17 protein-coding genes are annotated in these 21,601 nt (G+C 39.7%); 11 read left to right on the top strand and 6 right to left on the bottom strand.

What is annotated here, in order from left to right:
- Nucleotides 1-16: 16 nt before the first annotated feature.
- Entirely contained in the window at nt 17-1,261 is a 1,245-nt protein-coding gene (locus PQO03_RS03290) for a hypothetical protein (RefSeq protein ID WP_274151093.1), read from the top strand.
- Here the strand turns inward: PQO03_RS03290 and trkA are convergent.
- From trkA to PQO03_RS03275, 3 genes are read right to left on the bottom strand one after another with little or no spacing between them, the layout of a single operon-like run.
- The gene (gene trkA / locus PQO03_RS03285) at nt 1,256-2,632 is read right to left on the bottom strand and encodes a Trk system potassium transporter TrkA (protein WP_274151092.1); all 1,377 of its coding nucleotides are present in this window, start codon (nt 2,630-2,632) and stop codon (nt 1,256-1,258) included. The two genes, PQO03_RS03290 and trkA, sit on opposite strands and share 6 nt — an antisense overlap.
- Nucleotides 2,629-3,291 (bottom strand): phosphorylase family protein, encoded by a 663-nt coding sequence (locus PQO03_RS03280; protein ID WP_274151091.1) that lies wholly within the window; start codon nt 3,289-3,291, stop codon nt 2,629-2,631. Before PQO03_RS03280 ends, trkA begins: the two co-directional genes overlap by 4 nt.
- Nucleotides 3,288-4,130, bottom strand: a complete 843-nt coding sequence (locus PQO03_RS03275) for a 1,4-dihydroxy-6-naphtoate synthase (protein WP_274151090.1) — start codon at nt 4,128-4,130, stop codon at nt 3,288-3,290. Before PQO03_RS03275 ends, PQO03_RS03280 begins: the two co-directional genes overlap by 4 nt.
- A gap of 123 nt (nt 4,131-4,253) precedes the next feature.
- Here PQO03_RS03275 and PQO03_RS03270 point away from each other — a divergent pair, with 123 nt between their 5' ends.
- The 3 genes from PQO03_RS03270 to PQO03_RS03260 all read left to right on the top strand — a co-directional run bounded on the left by PQO03_RS03270 (nt 4,254) and on the right by PQO03_RS03260 (nt 9,231).
- The gene (locus PQO03_RS03270) at nt 4,254-5,738 is read left to right on the top strand and encodes an NAD(P)H-hydrate dehydratase (RefSeq protein ID WP_274151089.1); all 1,485 of its coding nucleotides are present in this window, start codon (nt 4,254-4,256) and stop codon (nt 5,736-5,738) included.
- A gap of 123 nt (nt 5,739-5,861) precedes the next feature.
- Nucleotides 5,862-7,703 carry a chloride channel protein gene (locus PQO03_RS03265; protein ID WP_274151088.1) on the top strand — a complete coding sequence of 614 codons (1,842 nt, stop codon included), beginning with the start codon at nt 5,862-5,864 and terminating at the stop codon, nt 7,701-7,703.
- Entirely contained in the window at nt 7,690-9,231 is a 1,542-nt protein-coding gene (locus PQO03_RS03260; RefSeq protein WP_274151086.1) for an NAD(P)/FAD-dependent oxidoreductase, read from the top strand. The genes PQO03_RS03265 and PQO03_RS03260 overlap by 14 nt, the downstream gene beginning before the upstream one ends.
- 4 nt (nt 9,232-9,235) lie before the next feature.
- Here PQO03_RS03260 and PQO03_RS03255 read toward each other — a convergent pair whose 3' ends face one another.
- Nucleotides 9,236-10,789 (bottom strand): sulfatase, encoded by a 1,554-nt coding sequence (locus PQO03_RS03255; RefSeq protein WP_274151084.1) that lies wholly within the window; start codon nt 10,787-10,789, stop codon nt 9,236-9,238.
- 315 nt (nt 10,790-11,104) lie between these two features.
- On the opposite strand from PQO03_RS03255, the gene PQO03_RS03250 reads away from it, so the two are divergent.
- The 3 genes from PQO03_RS03250 to PQO03_RS03240 all read left to right on the top strand — a co-directional run bounded on the left by PQO03_RS03250 (nt 11,105) and on the right by PQO03_RS03240 (nt 14,960).
- Nucleotides 11,105-12,757, top strand: coding sequence for a UxaA family hydrolase (locus PQO03_RS03250; protein WP_274151083.1), 1,653 nt, complete (start codon nt 11,105-11,107; stop codon nt 12,755-12,757).
- An 18-nt stretch (nt 12,758-12,775) separates the two neighbouring features.
- The gene (locus PQO03_RS03245) at nt 12,776-13,597 is read left to right on the top strand and encodes an amidohydrolase family protein (protein WP_274151081.1); all 822 of its coding nucleotides are present in this window, start codon (nt 12,776-12,778) and stop codon (nt 13,595-13,597) included.
- Nucleotides 13,598-14,282: 685 nt separating this feature from the next.
- Nucleotides 14,283-14,960, top strand: coding sequence for a type II secretion system protein (locus PQO03_RS03240; protein WP_274151079.1), 678 nt, complete (start codon nt 14,283-14,285; stop codon nt 14,958-14,960).
- A gap of 1,025 nt (nt 14,961-15,985) precedes the next feature.
- Here PQO03_RS03240 and PQO03_RS03235 read toward each other — a convergent pair.
- A complete protein-coding gene (locus PQO03_RS03235; RefSeq protein WP_274151077.1) occupies nt 15,986-16,450 on the bottom strand; it encodes a transposase in 465 nt (154 codons plus the stop codon).
- Nucleotides 16,451-16,748: 298 nt separating this feature from the next.
- Nucleotides 16,749-18,284, bottom strand: coding sequence for a transposase (locus tag PQO03_RS03230; protein WP_274150886.1), 1,536 nt, complete (start codon nt 18,282-18,284; stop codon nt 16,749-16,751).
- Nucleotides 18,285-18,381: 97 nt separating this feature from the next.
- Between PQO03_RS03230 and PQO03_RS03225 the strand changes: the two genes are divergently transcribed.
- The 4 genes from PQO03_RS03225 to PQO03_RS03210 all read left to right on the top strand — a co-directional run bounded on the left by PQO03_RS03225 (nt 18,382) and on the right by PQO03_RS03210 (nt 21,594).
- Nucleotides 18,382-18,717: a DUF6788 family protein gene (locus tag PQO03_RS03225; protein WP_274150887.1), complete on the top strand. Its 336-nt coding sequence runs from the start codon at nt 18,382-18,384 to the stop codon at nt 18,715-18,717.
- Nucleotides 18,718-19,220: 503 nt separating this feature from the next.
- Entirely contained in the window at nt 19,221-19,922 is a 702-nt protein-coding gene (locus tag PQO03_RS03220) for a FadR/GntR family transcriptional regulator (protein WP_274151076.1), read from the top strand.
- Between the two features lies 1 nt (nt 19,923).
- Entirely contained in the window at nt 19,924-20,700 is a 777-nt protein-coding gene (locus PQO03_RS03215) for an SDR family NAD(P)-dependent oxidoreductase (protein WP_274151074.1), read from the top strand.
- Nucleotides 20,701-20,745: 45 nt separating this feature from the next.
- Nucleotides 20,746-21,594, top strand: coding sequence for a fumarylacetoacetate hydrolase family protein (locus PQO03_RS03210; protein WP_274151073.1), 849 nt, complete (start codon nt 20,746-20,748; stop codon nt 21,592-21,594).
- Nucleotides 21,595-21,601 lie beyond the last annotated feature (7 nt).

Below are 21,601 nucleotides of genomic sequence, written 5' to 3'. Positions count from 1 at the left end.
TCAGAACTTTTATTTAATGAAGAAGTTTCTTCTACTAGTCCTTTCCGTTTATTTATACGGAGCTGACAATGAGAAAAACCTGTTTAGATTAGATTCTAATGCAGGTTTTTCTTTTTATGCAGAGAAAGACAATATTGATTCGCGTAATTTCATAAAAATCCTCGATTTATGTGCAAAAAATATTAGTGCATCAATCGGAAAAAAAAACAATGATAGTATCACTCGTTTTTTCCTCTACGAAACTGTCCTCAATAAAGATTCTACACACAGTCATATATATTTAAACCAACAACAAGTAAAAAAATTAGATGACATAAGTTTGATTTTTTTAATCAATAAAGGCTTGCTAAGAGCACACTTTGATAGCGACACGGTCCCCAATTGGATTAATGCATCCATAGTATATAATGCCTTACATACTAAAAATGACTTTACCCATTTACAAAAACGGTATTTTTTCACTCGATACAACAACTTAAATGAAGGCGATTTTAAACTAGATTTCATTAAGCATCTAGACTTACTAAAAAATGCTCCCTACTTGATAAAATCAGTTTATTTAGAAAAATCAAAAATCCTGAGCCGCATAGTCTTCAAAAACAAAAAATTAAAACACGATGTATTTTCTAAAATAAATAAAAATACATACGACAATGCCTACCTGCTCAATGCACTTCATATTTTAGCAAAACAAAAAAATATCACCTTTGAACTTTGGCTCCAAGAACAAATTAATAAAATGATTTTTAATCATTTATATCCTATTCATAGTGGATTAATCTTAAGCAAATTAGATAAACTATCAAACCTCACTATATCTCGAAAGAATAAACTAGGACAATTTGAATTAGTTCAGCTCCCTCTTGAAGACCTTGCCACTTACAAAAACTCTACCATCAACACTCAATACCTAACTACTATCATTAATAATTTTTCTAAAACCATCAATAAAAGCCCTTTCTACACAAGACCCTACTTACTCGATATCCAAAAGGTTCTAATCGATTTTAGTCGAGGTAAAAAAAGCGGATACAAGAAAAAAATCTTACACTTAAAAAAGCAGATACAAGAGAGTCGTGAACTAGAAATGAAACGTCACCAATGGTTCAAAAGCATTGTCAAAGAAAAATATAAAAGCCCTCTTATATACCCCGAAATCCTCAACTCTTACGACGAGCTAAAAAGACGTAATGAAAAATTCTTTCCCGAGGCATACAACTGGTTTAATAAATTAGAGAATCAAATTAACAATATTTTATAACAAGCCCATAATGCTCTTTGGTGCAAATAGGGCTTGGGCTTTCTTTAACGCGTACTGCTCCCCCATCATCACCACGAGATCACCCACTTGAAAAATCTGGTCACCTGTTGCGGGAATAATGACATTTCCTCTGAAGATCATTGCGAATACCGCACCTCGAGGACAAGCTGATTCACTAATTGTTTTACCCACAACACGACTTTTAGGTACGACTGTCATTTCAAAAACTTCTGCGGATATCCTATGAAGAATGGCACCAATCCTACGATTCTCGCCTTGGATAAGGTTGATAATTGAATTCAAAGCTGCTGTACGAGGGCTAAAACAACCATCAATATTCTCCATACTGGAAATAATTTCGCGGTAATCAGGCTTATTTATAATTGTGATTACTTTTTCAGCACCTTTTCTCTTCGCTAAAAGACAACTTAATATATTATTTTCATCACTGTTCATTGCAGATAAATATAAATCTGCGGCATCAACTCCCGCTTCTTTTTGGATGTCACTATCAGTAATATTACCATGGAGAATATTCACGGAACTCTCGAGTTTTTTAAGGGCTCTTTCGGCTAAGCGCTCATCGCTTTCGACTAAGGTAACGTTTTTGCCCTCTTTACTGAGTTCATCAACTAAATAAGTACCCAATTCTGTCGCGCCACCAATGACGATATTATTGACCTTTTTTTCATCCAAGCATGACCATTCCGCTAAGGCTAAAACTTCTGATCGTTCTCCCGCTACATAAACATCGTCATAATTATTAAAACGCTCTTTACCCCTAGGGATAATAAGTTTACCGCGCCGCCAAATGGCACAGACTCGGATTTTATCCAATAAATCGGGTCGAGGAAATGACAATAGCTGAGTTCCCACCATTGCGGAACCTGGTGATAAATGAAAGCCACAAATCACCGCGCCCTCAACTGATAACTTAGTAATTTCTTTTAAATTCGGTCCTGCTAAAACATCTAAAATTGTTTGGGCACATTCTTTTTGCGGGACAACTAAGTGATCAATACCAAAATTCTTAAGATCAAAAGACTCATCTTCATTGAAGTAATCCGTGTCATTGACACGACAAATTGTCCTAAGCGAAGGATTAAGCGTTTTTGCTGTATGGCAAGATAAAACATTCACTTCATTAGATTCAGTCACTGCCACCATTAAATTAGCGTCTTTAATCTCCGCTTCGCTTAAAACTTTACCCGAAGCTCCATTGCCATTAATAATCATCAAATCAAATTTATTCGATAGATTACGCAAAAGATCATTATCTAAATCAATAACTACAACGGCATTTTTCTCTAAACAAAGTGTTTCGGCCAAACCCGTTCCAACTTCACCTGCACCGACAATGACTACTTTCATGATTTAATTCCAAAACATTTTTTTATAGAGCATGAATTTACTTCTATTGAGGCTGAGATCAAAGCATCTAGCTCAAAGATCCCATGTGAAATAATCTCTATCGCTCTTAATGCACCTATTTCAAAGTTTTGTTTACTTTCCTCACAGGCTAAATCAGAAATGACTTTAATGAAATAAACAGTGAGTCCATATTGTTTTGCCCAAGAGGCTAAAATATATGCCTCCATATCAACTAGCTCAGCACCTTTTTTTGATAAAAAATCTTTATTACGAGCCTCCCAGATTGGCATTGCGCTCGTCGCTAAAGTCGGCCCTTGATATAAGTTGATACCAGGATAACAAGCCTCTATAAAACCCGCGGTAGGTGATTCATTACTCGCATAAGTATTGAAAATGAATTTCCCTGGCATATACGCCTGGGCAAGATTACGGTCAGCCAAATTTCCTGCTATACCTAAATTAATGAAGATGACTTCAGAGTTCTTTTCTTTAAATTCAGTCAATGGGATCAAACTTAAAGATACCTTAGCTACGCCGGCACCTACAATTATTGCACAAAGCCCATCATTAATGTAAGTAATGGCTAAACCTTCAAAGTCTTCCCATACATAGTTCTGATTTTTTAGTTCAAACTCTGTTGCTATCAATAAAGCAATCATGAAAACAGAAACTCGCTGCGACTTATCTCTCTATTTTTTAACTGACTAAACATTTTTTCAATCGCTCCAATTGCTTGTTCACTTAATTCGATAGATTCTTGGTTGACATACAGGGCTATATGAGAGTCCAAGACTTCTTCAGAAATCTCTTTTGCATGTCCACATATAAAATTTGAAAATTCTTTATTTTCTTTCCAGTCTTGAGAAAAAGCCCACTCAACCGACGCTTTCAGTGCATTAGAAAATTCTTCAATCACCTCATTGCCTACATATCGCTTTGCACTTATTGCTCCTAAAGGAATGGGTAATGAATACTTTTGCTCCCACCACTCGCCCAGATCGACTAGGCAGGACAAAGCAAAGTCTTCATAGGTAAAACGACTTTCATGAATAATGAGGCCGGCGTCGGCTTCGCCTCGCCCTAAAGCAGGCATGATTTCTGAAAACAAACATTCCTCTGCATTAAAATCACTACCCAAATAAGCTCTCAACAAACTAAAAGCACTCGTATCTAAACCTGGAATCAAGATCTTTGATCCTAATAAGTCTTGCTTAGTCATTGCTTTATTCTTTGATACCAATAGTGGCCCACAGGCATGACCTAAAGCTGAGCCGGATCGTAACACTACATAATCCTCTAATACCTTAGGGATAAGCCCAAAAGAAGATTTACAAAAATCCACTTCCTTAGACTTCAAGAGCTCATTCAAATCCTGTATATCCATGATTTGTAAATCTATATCGTACTTTTTACTGAAATCTGAATGATGAAGTAAATGATAAAACATGAACGTATCATTTGGACAAGGCGACATACCTAAACTGATTTTTGGTTTCATTTGTGATCACTTTTGCTAATTTTAATTAATTTAGCACACGCTAGAGAAAATCCTTTCCAAAACTTGCAATAACTTGATCTAAGATTTTAAGTCTATAAATTAAATAAAAAAGGACACCTACCAATGAAGATTGTAAGTTCACACACCATGAGGACTATTGATCAACAAACTATAAAAAATGGTAAAGCTAGCTCTTTGATACTCATGGAAAGAGCGGGTGAAAAATGTGCTAATGAAATCGATCTTTATTGTGCCTCTTTAGCACAGCATCACCTTAAACGAATCATCATCTTATGTGGCCCAGGAAATAACGGCGGTGATGGCTTTGTTATTGCACGACATTTAAGAAATTCTTATAGCGTAAAAATTCTCTGTACCCATACTCAAGAAAAACTAAGCCGAGACGCGCTCATCATGAGTCAATCTCAAATAGATATTTGCAATTTCGATTATCAGTCTTCACTCATAAAAGATTTACATGAGGGAGATATCATTATTGATTGTTTATTTGGCACGGGCTTAAATCGCCCCCTATCAGCTCGTATTGCAGAACTAGTTAACGACATCAACAGTTCAACAGTTCCTGTCATTTCAATTGACTCTCCCTCTGGTTTAAACTCAGAAGGCGAAGCTCTAGGTATTTGTGTCAAAGCCCATTTAACGTTGAGTATTGGTTTAGCTAAGACTGCCTATTTCGAAAATTCTGGCCCTGTACATATCGGCGCCCTACGTAACCTCAACATCTCTTTCCCCCATGAATATATTGATCAAGCTGAAGAAGTCGGCCAAGCTTTTTTTGCGGAGGACGCAAAAAAAGCTCTCATAGAGATAGACTATAACGCTCACAAGTACCTCAGAGGACAATGTCTTATCATCGCGGGATCCGCAAATTATTCCGGCGCTGCGATAATTGCTGCCGACGCCGCTGCTGTAAGCGGTGCTGGCATGACGATTCTTTCTCATCCCAATTCGCGATTTCCGCAAAACCCTGGCGTAATATGCTTACAACATGATGTTAAGCTCTTAGATTCCCATTTTTTTGTGAAATCCCAATCCGTTTTAATCGGTCCCGGCTTAGAGATCACAGACGAAAATGAAATTATATTTAAACAACTGATTCAGTCAAACAAAGCATTAGTCATCGATGCTGCGGCGATTGATCTTATCGCCAAAAATCGTACTTCATTCCCTAGAGAATTTCCGACTATTATCACCCCACATGAAGGAGAACTACTTCGTCTTAGCAAAGCCCTGAATTATCCCACTAAAGATTTACTTAAAGCAGCACAGAAAATCGCCAAAGATTTTGGCATCTATATAATCCTCAAAGGACCTCAGAGTAAAGTCTTCAATAAGGACGGTAATTACTCCATCAATACCAGTGGCAACAAGGCTCTTTCTAGCGCTGGTAGCGGTGATGCCTTGGCTGGTATTTTAGTTTCCATCTGGGCGAGGCCAGACATTGATTATTACGAGCAAGCTAAATTAGCCTGTTTCATACATGGCTTAAGTGCAGAGCTTTACACAGGGGCCAAAAGATCCTTCCCTATGAATAAATTTCCTGAGTTGATTTCAAAAGCTTATCACTTTTTAAGTCCTCATGCATAAAACACTTCCTAGTTAAACGCCTTTAACATTATTAATGAATCCTTAGGAAAATATCATTTGTTTGTGGACAGGATATAAGTCGGCTCTATCTTGCAGCACTTTTACGCTAGCCAAGACTGAGATATGAATATCAACAAACTCAAATTTAAACTACAGAAAAACAAAGCCTTCAAACTGGTTATGCTTTCCATTTTAGTGGGTATTATCACTGGCTTATTAGCGAGTCTATTCTTTCTTTCCTTAGAGTGGGCAAAAGCTATAATTTTCGACGGTGTCCTTGGCTTGGAACTTACTTCTCCTCCAGGAGATCATATCATAAGTGAGGAGAACTTACACCATATAAAGACCTCTCTCTACGATCAAATCTTCTCATCACTTCCACAAACTCTACTTATCATTCTCGTCCCTGGGATTGGCTGTGGTATAGCTGGATACATCGTTAGACGCTACGCACCTGAGGCTTCTTACGATGGCACCTCAGCGCTAGTTGACACATTCCACAACAAAAGAGCAAAAATGAAAATCTCAACCGCTATCGTAAAGGGCATAGCTTCCATTATGACTTTAGCGAGTGGCGGTAGTGGCGGCAAAGAAGGTCCCGTGGCACAAATGGGTGCAGGATTTGGTTGCTACGTAGCTGATAAACTTTCTTTATCCGTTAAAGAAAGAAGAAGCCTATTCTTAGCTGGTTGTGCAGGTGGTTTGGGCGCTATTTTTCGAGCCCCCCTCGGTGCCGCTATTACTGCCGTAGAAGTATTATATCGCGAAGATTTTGAATCCGAATCAATCATGCCCTGCGTCATTGCAAGCGTAACGTCCTACTCTACTTTCATGCTCACCTTTGGCAGCCATACAATTTTCAATCTAGGTGAAGTCGAAAGTTTTGAAGGCTTCTTCCATATCCCATCTTATATTTTACTTGCCCTAATCTGTAGTGTTATCGGAGCCATATACGTCAAATTTTATCAGGCGACTAAAGATTTTTTTATCAAACTAACAATACCTACTTGGATGAAGCCTGTTATTGGTGGAATGCTCACTGGAGTCCTCGCACTTATGATGCCCTACGCCTTAGGTGATGGTTGGGGTGCCATCCAAGATGTTATGGATGGTAAGTTGGCGCTTGGCTTTATTGCCCTAGCGGTAATCATAAAAATCATCGCCACCTCATTAACCATTGGTTCAGGCGGCTCTGCAGGAATTTTTGGTCCAAGTTTATTTATTGGAGCTATGACGGGCGGTTGCTTAGGCACTTTCCTTCACATGCAATTTCCTGATAATCCCATGATCCCTTCCATCACCGCTTTCGTCATGGTTGGCATGGCTGCATTTTTTGCAGGCGTGGCTAATGCCCCTATTGCCTCCATTATCATGGTTTGTGAAATAACGGGGACCTATAACTTATTGGCTCCACTACTTCTAACCTCAGCTTTCAGCATGCTTTTCACCAGCAAAGTATCCATTTTTAAACCTCAAGTTTTAAACAAATTTGAATCTCCTGCCCACAAGGGAGACATGACCGTAAATATCCTTCAAGAAATCCAAGTGGGTGATGCCCTAGATTTATCCCAAAAAACTAAAACAGTTGAAGCCACCACCATGCTAGGCGAACTCTCCGAAATAGTTCAAAGCACGGAACAACATATTTTTCCCGTTGTTAATAAGGGAACCCTTATCGGCATTGCAAACCTTGACAAAATCCGTACGGTTATGTTTAATCAAGATACCTACTCAATGCTAATTGTTGCCGACATCATGGAAAAATCAGTCGTACTAAAAAGCAATATGACGCTATACGAAGCCTTAGGCAAATTCTTAAATGATGGCCACTTAGAACTCTGTGTCGTTAATGATGAGAATCAAGTTATCAATGTCTTACGTTACCAAGACTTGATTGAAGCCTATCACAAAAGTGTAAATCTACATAATTCTGAAGAAGAGGACCCCATACATGCCACTCTTTAATAACATCTCACTTTCCCCTGGCGCTTCTTTAGAGAATGCCCTTAAGAAATTAGACCCACAATTTAAATCTTTTCGGATTCTAAAGAAGTCTTTGGATGCTCGTAAAAAAAGTAAGATCATGTATATCTACACCGTAGAGACATTTGCTTCTGTGAGTCCCCCTCCGCTCGAAAAAATCCTTTTAGATAAATTCCCCTCAGACAAAAAACCTATGACCACCATAATTGGTGCCGGCCCTGCGGGTTTATTTGCCGCTTTGCGCTTAGTTGAGCGTGGACTGCCTTGTCGGATCCTCGAACGAGGAAAGCCTATTCTCGAACGTATGAGAGATATCTCTAGACATTGGAAAAAAGGGCAACTCAACCCCGATTCAAACGTCTGTTTTGGCGAAGGTGGCGCAGGAACTTTTTCTGATGGTAAACTGATCACGCGAATTAAATCTGAGCATATTGACTACGTCATGCAGCGCTTTGTTGACTTTGGTTCACCTGAAGAAATATTATACCTTGCGAACCCTCATGTAGGTTCAAACCAAATCCGCAAAGTCATTTCTCGCTTATCCGATTTACTCCAAGAAAAAGGCTGTAGCATTGAATACGAGACTCGAGCAGAAGAATTCCACATGCATGGAAATCAACTGACGGCAGTAACTTCACACAAAGGCGAAAAATTCGAATCAGATCATTGGATTTTGGCTAGTGGCCATTCAGCTCATGATGTTTATCATCGCTTAATTGCGGCTAATATTTTATGCGAATCAAAATCTTTTGCTATGGGCTTTCGTATAGAGCATCCACAAGAATTCATCACCAAAGCTCAATATGGAAAACTCTACAATCATCCGGACATTCCTACCGCTAACTACAAAATATCTTGTCATGATAAAAAATCTGACCTCGGAGTTTATTCATTCTGCATGTGTCCTGGTGGATATGTCCTGGCTTCCAGTGCTCAAGCAGGCCACATGGTTGTTAACGGCATGTCTAATTACAATCACGGTTCACCCTTTGCTAACTCTGGCTTAGTTATCACTATTGATAAAGATAAGTGGTTAGGCAATGATCCTCTGAAAGCCTTAGAGTTTCAAAGTAAAATTGAACAAAAGGCCTTTGCTACGGGTCAAGATGTTGGTGCCACAATACAAGTACCTGCTCAAACTCCTGAAAATTTCATGAGAGGTATTCGAGGAGATATAGGAAGAAGTTCCTGTCCCTCTGGTGTGATCTCTGCAAATCTACAGGATATCTATCCTAAAGAACTCACCGAAGCTTACGTAAAAGCTCTCGAAAATTTCGAAAGAAAGATCCCTGGTTTCCTTACGAACAATGCCCTACTTCATGCAGTGGAAAGTCGCACGTCTTCCCCTATTCGAGTTCCTAGGGATAAAGAAAATTTAGAGTCGCCTTCTTGTATGAATTTATATCCTTGCGGTGAAGGCGCTGGTTATGCCGGTGGAATTACTTCCGCAGCAGTAGATGGTATACGCTGTGCGGAGGCAATTTTTGCGAAAGAGTTTGCTAAACTCTAAGTTTTTATTTACGACTATATTTTTTGATTAAGCCAGGCATTGCCTTGGCTTTTTCTGCATCATATTGCTCCGCAAAATGTTCAGCGAATTGCTTTTTTAATTTCTCTAAAATTTCTTTATATTCAGGGTTATTCGCAAAATTCGTTTTCTCATTAGGATCTTTTTTATAATCGTAAAGCTCTATTTCCTGAATTTGATTCTCATCAAATTTCTTGAAACTATAATAGTCCTTTGGCATCCATAATGTCAAACGATATTGACCCGAACGCATGGTGTAACCATGACTCGCCCAACGTAGGTATTGACTCACTGCAATATCTTTTACTTTCTCTTTGGGATCTAATAAAATGGGACTAAGATCCAGCCCTTCCAATTGTTCGGAAACTTCCAAGCCACTCAACTTACATAAAGTCGGAAATATATCGATAAATTCTGTTGACGATTGACTTACTTTCCCCTGAGGATAATTCGGCGCAGAAATAATGAGTGGTGCTTTCGTTGCTTGTTCAAAGTTCGAATGCTTGCACCACAAGCCATGATCCCCTAAATGCCAACCATGATCTCCCCATAAAACAACGACTGTATTCTTATCTAAACCTGAAGCCTTCAACTCGCTCATCACTTTGCCTATTTGTGCATCAACATAACTTACACAGGCATAATAAGCATGAATCAAATGACGCTTGCGTTTGTCATCTACCGCTTCACCTATTTTATAATCTTTATATGCAGCGAGTTCTCCAAAGCTATGGTAGGCATACTTAGGTCTTTGTTTATCTTGCTTACGGTATTCCGCTAATGGCAGCTTATTCGGATCGTACATATCCCAATATTTTTTAGGTGCATTGAAAGGTAGGTGAGGTTTATTAAATCCCAGGACCATGAAAAACTTTTCTTTTGTCTCTGACAATTCTTTTAAACGCTTAGTTCCTGCCTTGGCAACTGCACCATCTTTATAGGCATCATCGGGCAGATCATACGCTTCTGAAACAAAGTAGGCACCTTCTTTCTTAAGTTCCTTCATCAACAAATTAGTCTTTAACTTTTTAGATTTTTTACTCAGTCGTTTTAAAATTTCCTGTGCTTTAGGATTTTGAAACTTATCAAGCACCGGTTTCCCTATTTCCCTATTATAGGGGAGTTCCTCATCTCGCTCCGACCACGATAATTCTGTATCGTCATTCTTGGCTCCATGCATAATTTTACCATAGCCAATGCTCAAGTAGCCCTTCTCCTTAAAATATTGTGGCATCGTGATCACATTGGGATTTATATCTCTCATACTGGTATGTAAATCGAGAATGCCCGTTGTGTCCGGACGCAAACCTGTAAACATCGAAATTCGTGAGGGGGCACAAACTGCTTGCTGACAATAATTCGCGTTAAATAATGTACCCCGAGCAGCAATGGCATCTATCGCTGGCGTTATTGCGAATTCATCACCATAACAGCCTAGTGTCGGCTTTAAATCATCCACAGTAATAACGAGAATATTTGGAGCGTCTGCAAGTAGAGCTAAAGAACTTAAAAAAACTAAAGAGAATTTTGAAAATAACATAAGTGCCTTTGAGTGTTTAATATTTCTTATTAACAATAGCTCTTGAGACTGGGGAATTGACAGAACCTGTAATGATAAGCATTAAATTCCCCATATATAAATCTACGTGAGAAGATTGAGATCCCCTTTATATTGTATATGATTCAATGATAATAAATAATTGATTACTTTATTCACACAGAAAAAATAGGATCAACTTAAACTATTCGATCATTTAATAATTGCAGAGCTGCACTATCCAAGCTTCCAGTCTTGTATTCTGACCAAAAATCTCCTATTGTCTAAGATAATTTAAAAAACTAGGTAACAAATCTAATGGCTAAAAAAAGCTTCCTCGTGCTTCACCCCAAAGATGATTTAGCAGTTGCACTCACTCCCCTAAGTGCGGGTAAAGTAATCGTACACAGTGACCAGACCATTACACTTCTAACAGATGTTAAAGTTAAGCATAAATTTGCCCTAATAGATTTCAACAAAGATTCAATCATGACTCAATACGGCGTTCCTGTTGGTCGTGCACTCTCTGATATTAAAACTGGCGAAGCCATCACCACGGAAAATACTGAACACAGTAGTGATGATATGTGTAATTGGATGCCTGGCTACCAAGCTCCTCCTACTGATGCCAGTAAATTTGAAGGTCAGACTTTCAAAGGCTTCCAGCGTGCAGACGGTCAAGTAGGAACACGCAATAACTGGCTCGTTATTCCTTTAGTTTTTTGCGAAAATAATAATCTAATGACACTTAGAGAAGTCTTTAATCGTGAACTAGGTTTCACTGATCACAGCTCCTACCAAGATGAATTACGCAATCTTACTGAGCTCTATAAAAATGGCGCAAGTGTGGATGACATTCTCAATTCAGCGGAATCAAGTGGTGCAAAAACTCAAAGCTCAAATAATTTATTCCCAAATGTAGATGGCTTAAAATTCCTTTTCCACAACATGGGATGCGGTGGTACTAACGAAGATTCCCAAGTGCTCGCACAACTGCTTGCAGGTTATATCAAGCATCCAAATACTGCAGGCGCAACGATCCTTAGTCTCGGTTGTCAAAAAACTCAAATGGGCTTACTCGAATCCTATCTTGAACGTTTAGACATTGCCAATAAACCTATATACTTCCACGAACAGCAGCAGATTGGTACCGAGCAAGAACTCATTAGCAAAGCTATCAAGTCTACTTTTGCTGGACTCATTCAAGCTAATCAACATCAACGTCAAGATTCACCTTTGAGCAAGCTAGTCATTGGTGTTGAATGTGGCGCCTCCGATGGTTTCTCAGGTATTTCTTCAAACCCTGCTATTGGCCAAGTGAGTGACCTCATTGTTAAACTTGGTGGCTCTGCAGTTCTTTCTGAATTCCCCGAATTATTTGGCGTTGAAAAAGAAATGATCATGCGCTGTAAAGATGAAAAAACGGCTAATACCTTCATTGATCTTATGCGTAGCTACGAAGCACGTGCAGAAGCCGATGGCACTTCTATGTCAAGCAATCCTTCTCCAGGCAATATCAAAGATGGTCTTATTACCGATGCCATGAAATCTGCGGGCGCCGCAAAAAAAGGTGGCACGGCCGTTATCCAAGATGTCCAAGATTACCCGGGCTACATTACCAAAAAGGGGCTCAATCTTCTCAATACTCCTGGTAATGACGTAGAATCTTGTACCGCTTTAGCCGGTGCAGGCTGCAACCTTATCCTTTTCTCTACTGGACTCGGAACTCCTACAGGCAACCCTGTCACTCCTGTTATTAAAGTTTCCTCCAATACAAAAGTCGCTATCACTATGCCCGATATCATTGACTTCGATACCGGCTGCATTATCTCCGGCGAGAAATCACTTGAAGAAACAGGACAAGACTTACTTCGACACTGTATTGACGTCGCGTCAGGCACTACCATCAGTAAGGCGGAAAAACTCGGTCAAGACGACTTCATCCCTTGGAAACGTGGCACCTCACTTTAATTTATAAAAGAGTATCTTATGCGCATTGATTCACACCAACATTTCTGGAATTACTCTCTAGAAGAATATGACTGGATTGACGACTCCATGAGTGTTCTCCGTCGTGATTTTCTTCCTCCTCACTTAAAAGAAGAATTCGATCAACATCAAGTTGATGCTTCTGTTGCGGTTCAAGCTCGCTGTACTTTAGAAGAGACGCGCTGGCTCCTGGACTTCACTAAGCAATATAAGCATGTTGCTGGAGTTGTGGGCTGGATTGATTTAAAAGACGATAAGCTTGCTGAAGTTCTCGAAGAATTCAAAGATGAAAAAACTCTTTGCGGCTTTCGCGAAATTCTTCAAGGCCAAGAGCCTGAATTTATGCTCGACCCCAATTTTATCCGTGGCCTCAAACTACTTGCTGAAAAAGGCTACAGCTATGACATCTTAGTTTTTCCAAAACACCTTAAAGCAGTTAAACAATTACTGGAAGAACTTCCTGAAATGCGCTTAGTGATTGACCACATTGCCAAACCTTTAATTGGCGAAGGCCAAATTGATGAATGGGCTGAAGATATAAATGAAGTCGCTAAATACCCTCATGTTTATTGCAAACTCTCGGGCATGGTAACAGAAACCAAGCCAGGATGGGATAGTGCTGATTTTGATCCATATATGTCAGTTATCTTTAATGCCTTTGGCGAAGATCGCATCATGTATGGCTCCGACTGGCCCGTTTGCCTACTAAGCGGAACGTATTCTGAAGTTCATAATCTCGCTCTTGACTTCACCAAAAAACATTCTGCTACTGCAGAAGCTAAAGTTTTTGGCGCCAACGCCGCTAAGTTCTATCAGCTTTAAACTCTTTCTAAAAAACTCACTCAAAAAAGCCCCTGACTCACCAGTCAAGGGCTTTTTTTTTTACAACTGGACCGCGTAGCTCCTGCTGCGCTTCATGCCTAAGTCATTCTCTCATGGAGTACTAAAAACACGCATAAAATAGCCATGGAGTAAGTCCGTGGTGTTTGAAAAAAACATGCCTGCCGAAGCTACGCTGCAGAGGCTTAGCTTCGGCATGAAAATCATTGTATTTGAAAAACGGAAGCATGATTTTACACCCTCGGAGAGGATGAATGTACTTAGCCTGGAGTAAAACCCCAGGTGAAAAAACAGATTGTAAATCTCGTCCTCGACGAGGGCGAATTAATTGACCATCTTCGATGATCTAGTGATGGATAATCGATTCCTTGGGAGTGAGCTTCGCCTACCCCCAAGGCTAAAAACATGACGCATCTTCGATGCTATTGTCACCAAATTAATAGCTTCAAAAAACGGCCTTTTTAGGTAATCTCTTAAAGTCATAAGTTCTTGCTGAATAGTGATAAAACAACTCTGCATCAGGCTCGAGATAGTGCATATTTTTACATATTAGATTCATTATACATCATAATAAAACAATTATACAGTAGCAAGGTGCTTATTATGCGTGTTTTACACATTAACAGAATATAGAGTTCTATAAATAGGTATTGAAAAAGGAAAAATTATGAATAAGAAAAATTTTACCCTCATTGAAATCTTGGTAGTTGTCGCAATCATCGGCATTCTTGGATCCTTACTTTTACCTAGCCTTGGTAAAGCAAGAAGGAAAGCTAAGACATCTGTATGTATCAATAACCTCAAACAAGTTTCTACGTTTTTACTGATGGTTCCCGATGACAACCAAGATCACTATGTTGTTGGCCTTAAAAAGTACCGTACAAGTGATGTCTGGGATGACTACTTGGCTTTAGATGGCTATGATGGTCGAAAGATGTTATTGGGGTGGACGTATTGGAACTGGATTCATCCAAATAATGTGCAGGGAGGGGACAAGTTATATTATTGCCCATCCGCGGAATTTAGCCAGATAGATGCTGCTGGTTACCCAAAGAGAAATTACATACTCAACTCAAACTTAAGCTGGACTAAGGGCTCGGCAACACAAGCTGATGTTGCAAAGCCTTCTTCAACGGTTATGATTAGAGAATTCGTCGCCCCTAGGAACTTGGGCAGTCGACAGTACGCGATTTCGGGATATTCTGATTGGGCGGGAACTCATTCTCAGCATGGAAAACAAATGTTTTCAAACATCGGTTTTGCCGATGGCAGTGTCAGAAGTACCTTCTTGCCATCGACTTCAACCCTGGGTTCTGGCTCCGAAGACATGTATGATTTAGATTAATTAAGAAAACTTATTGCCCAAGCAAAAACTCATATAAAGTGCTTCTTCACGGAAGCACTTTTTCATGGCTTTTTAAGCAAATACTTTAAGTACAGGCCTAGGGATAAAAAAAATACAGAAACGAGTGCTGAAAGCACGCATCAGATTAGCCTGGGGCGTCAGCCCTAGGAATATGAGATAAGGAATTTGTTCAGTGAGTGCTGAAAGCACGCATCAAATTAGCCTGGGGCGTCAGCCCTAGGATTATGAGATAAGGAATTGCTTCAGTGAGTACTGAAAGCACGCATCAAGGCCCTTATCCATACCTTCAGCATTCTATATTTGATCAGGCTCTATGTACCCAAGGCTTACGCCATTGGGCTATACTAATCCATACTTTCAGTATTCAAAAATGAATCACTTATATATGATTGAGAGCGCTGAAAGCACGCATCAGATTAGCCTGGGGCGTCAGCCCTAGGAACAGAATGATGAATTTCCAAAGGGAGTTCTGAAGGAACGCATCAGATTAGCCTGGGGCGACAGCCCTAGGATTATGAGATAAGGAATTGCTTCAGTGAGTGCTGAAAGCACGCATCAAGGCTCTTATCCATGCCTTCAGCATTCAGTTTTTGTGATACACATTATGTACCCAAGGCTTACGCCATTGGGCTATACTAATCCATACTGTCAGTATTCAAAAATGAATCACTTATATATGATTGAGAGTGCTGAAAGCACGCATCAGATTAGCCTGGGGCGTCAGCCCTAGGATTATGAGATAAGGAATTGCTTCAGTGAGTGCTGAAAGCACGCATCAAGGCTCTTATCCATGCCTTCAGCATTCAAAAATGAATCTCTTATATATGATTGAGAGTGCTGAAAGCACGCATCAAGGCCCTTATCCATACTGTCAGTATTCAAAAATGAATCTCTTATATATGATTGAGAGTGCTGAAAGCACGCATCAGATTAGCCTGGGGCGTCAGCCCTAGGAACGGAATGATAAATTCCCAGAGGGAGTTCTGAAGGAACGCATCAAGTCCCTAATCCCACAAATATTTGTCATTGTATTCAACATGATACTTATCCAAAAACATTAAATACTCTTCTTTAAATGTTAATTTCTTGTGATGCTCTTTTTGATTTAAAATATATTGCTGCACTATATCTAACTTAGATGCACTCACAGGAAAACTGCCATATCCTTTTTGCCAAGAAAATTTCTCTAAATAGGGATTTAGGCTGTCTTGCACTTTCATCCAACGTGATGAGTTTGACTTTAATTTCATTAATAATTCCACGATCGATAACTTCTTCGATAATTGACATAGGATATGTACATGATCTTTAGTTCCATTTATTACCAAAGCAGGCGAATTTTGACTTTTGCAAATCTCTGCCAAGTAGGCGTGTAAGCCTGCTTCTAATTCTAAGGGAATGTTAACTGGCTCACTAAAACTAATGTGATAAATGATGTGTATATAATTTTGACAAAGTGACTGACTCATGACTACTCCTTTCCTTTACCTATAATTTACTTAAGCTCATAAATGATTACAATTTTTTGTGAATTTTAAATGAAAATAATTTATCACAAGTCACGCATCAAGGCACTTATCCATGCCTTCAGCATTCTATATTTGATCAGGCTCTATGTACCCAAGGCTTACGCCATTGGGCTATACTAATCCATACTTTCAGTATTCAAAATAAATCACTTATATATGATTGAGAGTGCTGAAAGCACGCATCAGATTAGCCTGGGGCGTAAGCCCTGGCTTTTATACACTTTTTTGAAGGGCTAGGTTAAAAGATATTTTGAGGATTATTTTGCAGTTCATTTAACAAGTCTTTGTGTTCTTGTTGAAATTGCAATACGGTCAAGACATCCATCATACCCCTGGATAAAATTGTTGAACCAATGGGGTCTCGCCTTCGTCCTAACCAACCGCCTCTACGAGCGATAAGAGCAAAGAGTCTCAAATTGATGTCGATCTTATCATCATTTGGGTGTTTCATGGCTTCTTTGACTTTATGGTATTCCTCATCGTCGAGAGAAGCTGATTGACTAATACCCGCAAGACTTCGGAGTTTCATGGTCATTTGAGCTGCAATAGTTATTAAAACTAGGTAACGGGCGACTTTGGAAGCTGAATTATAGCGTGCTTGCTCCAATTTATAAGTGGTCTTTAAGAGGCGAAAAAATTCCTCAATTTTCCACCTCAATTCATAAATTTTTCCAATATAGGTCATTTTTTCTAAGGTATCTACATCCCTGTTTGTAAAAAGAATCCACAACAAAGGTTCTTCACCTTCAGGAGGGTTAAGTTCTTTGATAACAACTAAATTGACATCTACTGCTTGCGGGGTTTTTATATATTTATGATTTCGTTTGGCCTGACGATATAAGCTGATTGGTACACTGCCTATATGTAATTGCGCGTTACGTTTAGCATTTATCTGCTCCGTTACTCGACCGCGTCCATCTAAGGGCAATTCCTTATAAGGACTGAGTGGGATATACTTGATAAGTTCACTAATTTTTGTACAGACATATCCATCTTTCATGGGATGTCCACCCTGTTTTTTTACAAGAGCGGATTCAGGTAACGCGTCAAAATTTGGTGTTTGAACATTCCGAATACTCTTGGCTCGCAGTACAAAATCATGGTTTTTATCCATCGTGGCTAACATGATAAAAATATCATCAAACTCCCGATCTCCTACATGAATTGGGTTCCACTCTTTCAAGTGCTCTGCACTAGCGCGAATATGAGAGACCATTTGGTGTTTATGGTTTTCTTTGATTTCTTCTAAATCATCTGTGCTCAGATATTTCTTCAGATACGAATCTGAATAATCCACCATATCCACATCGTCAGGCCCATCACAGTTAACTAGACAATCGTGAAGAACGCCTAGGACACCTCCATCACTTGGGTTGACCGCAAGGTTACAAACATACTCATAACCTTTCCCTTTGCCGTCACCAATAGCTCGTCGATCTTCCTTGGTAGTGTGATGATAATAGTCTAATAATGAAATATCGTTCATGACTAGTACATCACTTCCTTTGGGGTGATGTGCTAAGCTGAGCTCACGACGAAAACTACGCAAAGCCTTTAAACTAATATTTTCATTATCCATAAAACGATACGTAGAAATAACTTCACTCCAAGGAAGAGTACTTGGGGACCTACCCGCTATTTGACATGATGATCCCGTAGGTGAGTTGCTATATAGCTCCAGCTGACGTAGAAAAGCCTTCTTCGTAGAAAGATGTTTCATCCCAACTTTTTGAGCAAGTTCATGCCATAGCTCCAGTTCTTTTTCCGCTATCATTTTAATCACCTTCCATCGATTGATTTATATTGAAATAATTACCGATATCACTATAGTGATATCGGTAATTATTTCAACGAATAAAAGGGGCTTTATAATGAGTAAAACTGATCAGGAAATAAAAGCACGAATCGAAAGAATAAAACAGGAAATCTCTGAACTAGGAGAACTCCGACCTGGAAGTATTTCACAACAATATAATGTGTGTGGAAACCCCAGCTGTAAGTGTAAAGACAAGCAGGATCCCCAAAAGCATGGGCCATATCATAAGCTTAGTTATAGGAGAAAAGGCAAAGGATATACACAGTTCATAAAAGAAGCAGATCTACACAATGTTTCAGAGCAAATTCACAACTATAAAAAACTTAAACAATTGACTGGTGAATGGATAGACCTTTCCCTCGAATTATTAGCTCTTCAAAAAAGTGTATAAAAGCCAGGGCGTAAGCCCTAGGAACGGAATGATGAATTTCCAAAGGGAGTTCTGAAGGAACGCATCAAATTAGCCTGGGGCGTCAGCCCTAGGAGTATGAGATAAGGAATTGGTTCAGAGAGTGCTGAAAGCACGCATCAGATTAGCCTAGGGCGTCAGCCCTAGGAACGGAATGATAAATTTCCAAAGGGAGTTCTGAAGGAACGCATCAAATTAGCCTGGGGCGTCAGCCCTAGGAGTATGAGATAAGGAATTGGTTCAGAGAGTGCTGAAAGCACGCATCAGATTAGCCTAGGGCGTCAGCCCTAGGAACGGAATGATAAATTTCCAAAGGGAGTTCTGAAGGAACGCATCAAGGTGCTTATCCATCTTTTAAGTAGCCTCTTTCCCTCCACTTCTTAAAAAATATTATTCAGCACTTGATAAAGCTGTCATACAGATCTATACTACAAGAAGCTGTCATACAGATCTATACTGCTGCAATAACTTATTCTAAGGCTAAAATGTTCAAGACTTTAAACGACAGAGAAAAACTGAGCGCCCAAGTAGCGAAAGAACTTGAGAAAAGCATTTTAGACAAACGCTTTGTTCCAGATCAGCCTATTCCATCCGAGGCTCGTCTTTGTCAATCATTTGGAGTGAGTCGAACCGTTGTGAGAGAAGCTATTCAGCAACTCAAATCCCAAGGAATCATTCATTCAATTCCCGGAAGTGGCAATTATATAAGTCGCAATAACACCTCAAACTTACAGAGGTCTATGTCCCTCTTGGCAAGTTTAAACCTTGATACGCCACTCTATAAAGAAATCATCGAATTACGTGAATTATTAGAAACTGACTGCATCAGAACTGTTTGCCAAAATCCCGATGATTCGCTCATCAAAACTCTTGAGAAGCGCATTGAAGAGATGCGTAATAACTTTGATGATTTAGAGAAATTTGGCCGTTTGGATCATTCCTTTCATTTGAGCATCATTAAAGCCTCTGGAAACGATTTATTTTACACTCTTCTAGAATCACTCTATGAAGCCTTCGTGAAAATAAGCATGCAGGTTTATAGCTCAAAAGAAATGCTTGCCAACTTATGCGATGAGCACGCGGCTATAACTCAAGCAATAAAAAATCAAGATGCCGATCTTGCTTCAACTCTGCTCTTAAAACATGTTCAACAATCAAAAAAATTATATCATAACAAAGGAAATTAACATGGGTAAATTAGACAATAAAATCGCAGTCGTTACTGGCGGCGGATCTGGTATTGGACGTGCAATCACAGAAAGATTTGCAGCTGAAGGTGCTTTTGTAGCACTCCTAGATTTTAACGAAGAACAAGCTACTGAAACAGTAGATGCCATTAAATCTAGCGGTGGCAAAGTTCAATTTTATAAATGTGATGTTTCCGATGGCGCTGGTATTCAAACTATTTTCGAAAGCCTTAAAGCTGAACATGGCCCTCTTGACGTCCTCGTAAACAATGCCGGCATTGCTGCCGTTGGCAACGTCGAGACTTGTACTGAAGAAGAACTCGATCGCATCTACAACGTCAATGTGAAAGGTGTTTTTAACTGCCTCAAAGCTGGCATCCCACAAATGGTCGAAAATGGCGGTGGCTCCATTGTAAATCTCGCTTCAATCGCCTCAAGCATTGGTATTCCTGATCGCTTTGCATACAGCATGAGCAAAGGCGCAGCTTATACCATGACTCTTTCGGTTGCTACTGACTACGTTGATAAAGGTATTCGTTGTAACTCAATTTCACCTGCGCGTGTCCACACTCCTTTCGTTGATGGTTTCATCGCCAAAAACTACCCTGGTGAAGAAGAAGAAATGTTCAAAAAACTTTCTGCTACTCAACCAATTGGTCGCATGGGAAAACCAGAAGAAATCGCCAACATGGCTCTTTTCCTCGCATCTGAAGAAGCGGCTTTCATTACAGGCACAGACTTCCCTGTTGATGGCGGTTTCCTAAAGATCAAAAAATAATCATTCAATAACTATATAATAAATACAGATAAAAAGGATAAAATAATGAAACTTATTCGCTTTGGCGCTTTCGGCGCAGAAAAACCAGGTCTCCAATTAGAAGACGGATCACGTATCGATGTTAGCTCAATCACTGAAGACTACACACCAGAATTCTTCGAAAATGGTGGCCTAGAAAAACTTTCTGCTGCTGATCTTTCTAACTGCCCAGCTGTAGCTGCTGATGTTCGCCTCGGTGCCATCCTTAAACGTCCAGGTAAAATCGTTTGTATCGGTCTTAACTTTAAAGATCACGCTGAAGAAGGCGGAATGGCTGTTCCTGCTGAACCCGTAGTTTTCTTTAAAGCGACTAGTGCACTCGTAGGTCCTAATGATGACATCGTTATTCCTAAGAATAGTGAAAAAACTGACTGGGAAGTTGAACTCGCAGTCGTTATCGGCAAAAAAGCTTCTTATGTTTCTGAAGCGGATGCACTCGACTATGTAGCTGGCTACTCACTTCACAATGATTACTCTGAGCGCGCTTATCAGCTCGAAAAATCAGGTCAATGGGTACTAGGTAAAAGCTGTGATACTTTCGCACCACTCGGTCCATTCATGGCGACTGCTGACGAGATTGCTAATCCAAATAGTCTCAAAATGTGGCTCAAAGTGAATGGCGTTCAAAAGCAGAACGGCACAACAGAAAACTTTATTTTCAATGTTCAGCATGTGATCTCTTACCTCAGTCAATACATGACACTCGAGCCGGGTGACGTTATCTCTACAGGTACTCCTGCTGGCGTTGGTCTTGGTTTCAAGCCTGCTCAGTATATTCAGCCTGGTGATGTCATCGAGCTCGGTATCGAAGGTCTTGGCGAATCAGCTCAAACGGCTAAAGCTCACCAAGCCTAATTCTGTT

The sequence above is a fragment of the Lentisphaera profundi genome (assembly GCF_028728065.1).
GTDB lineage: Bacteria > Verrucomicrobiota > Lentisphaeria > Lentisphaerales > Lentisphaeraceae > Lentisphaera > Lentisphaera profundi.
The sequence above is the reverse complement of the archived record's forward strand: the minus strand, read 5'-3'. Positions and strand labels throughout refer to the sequence as shown.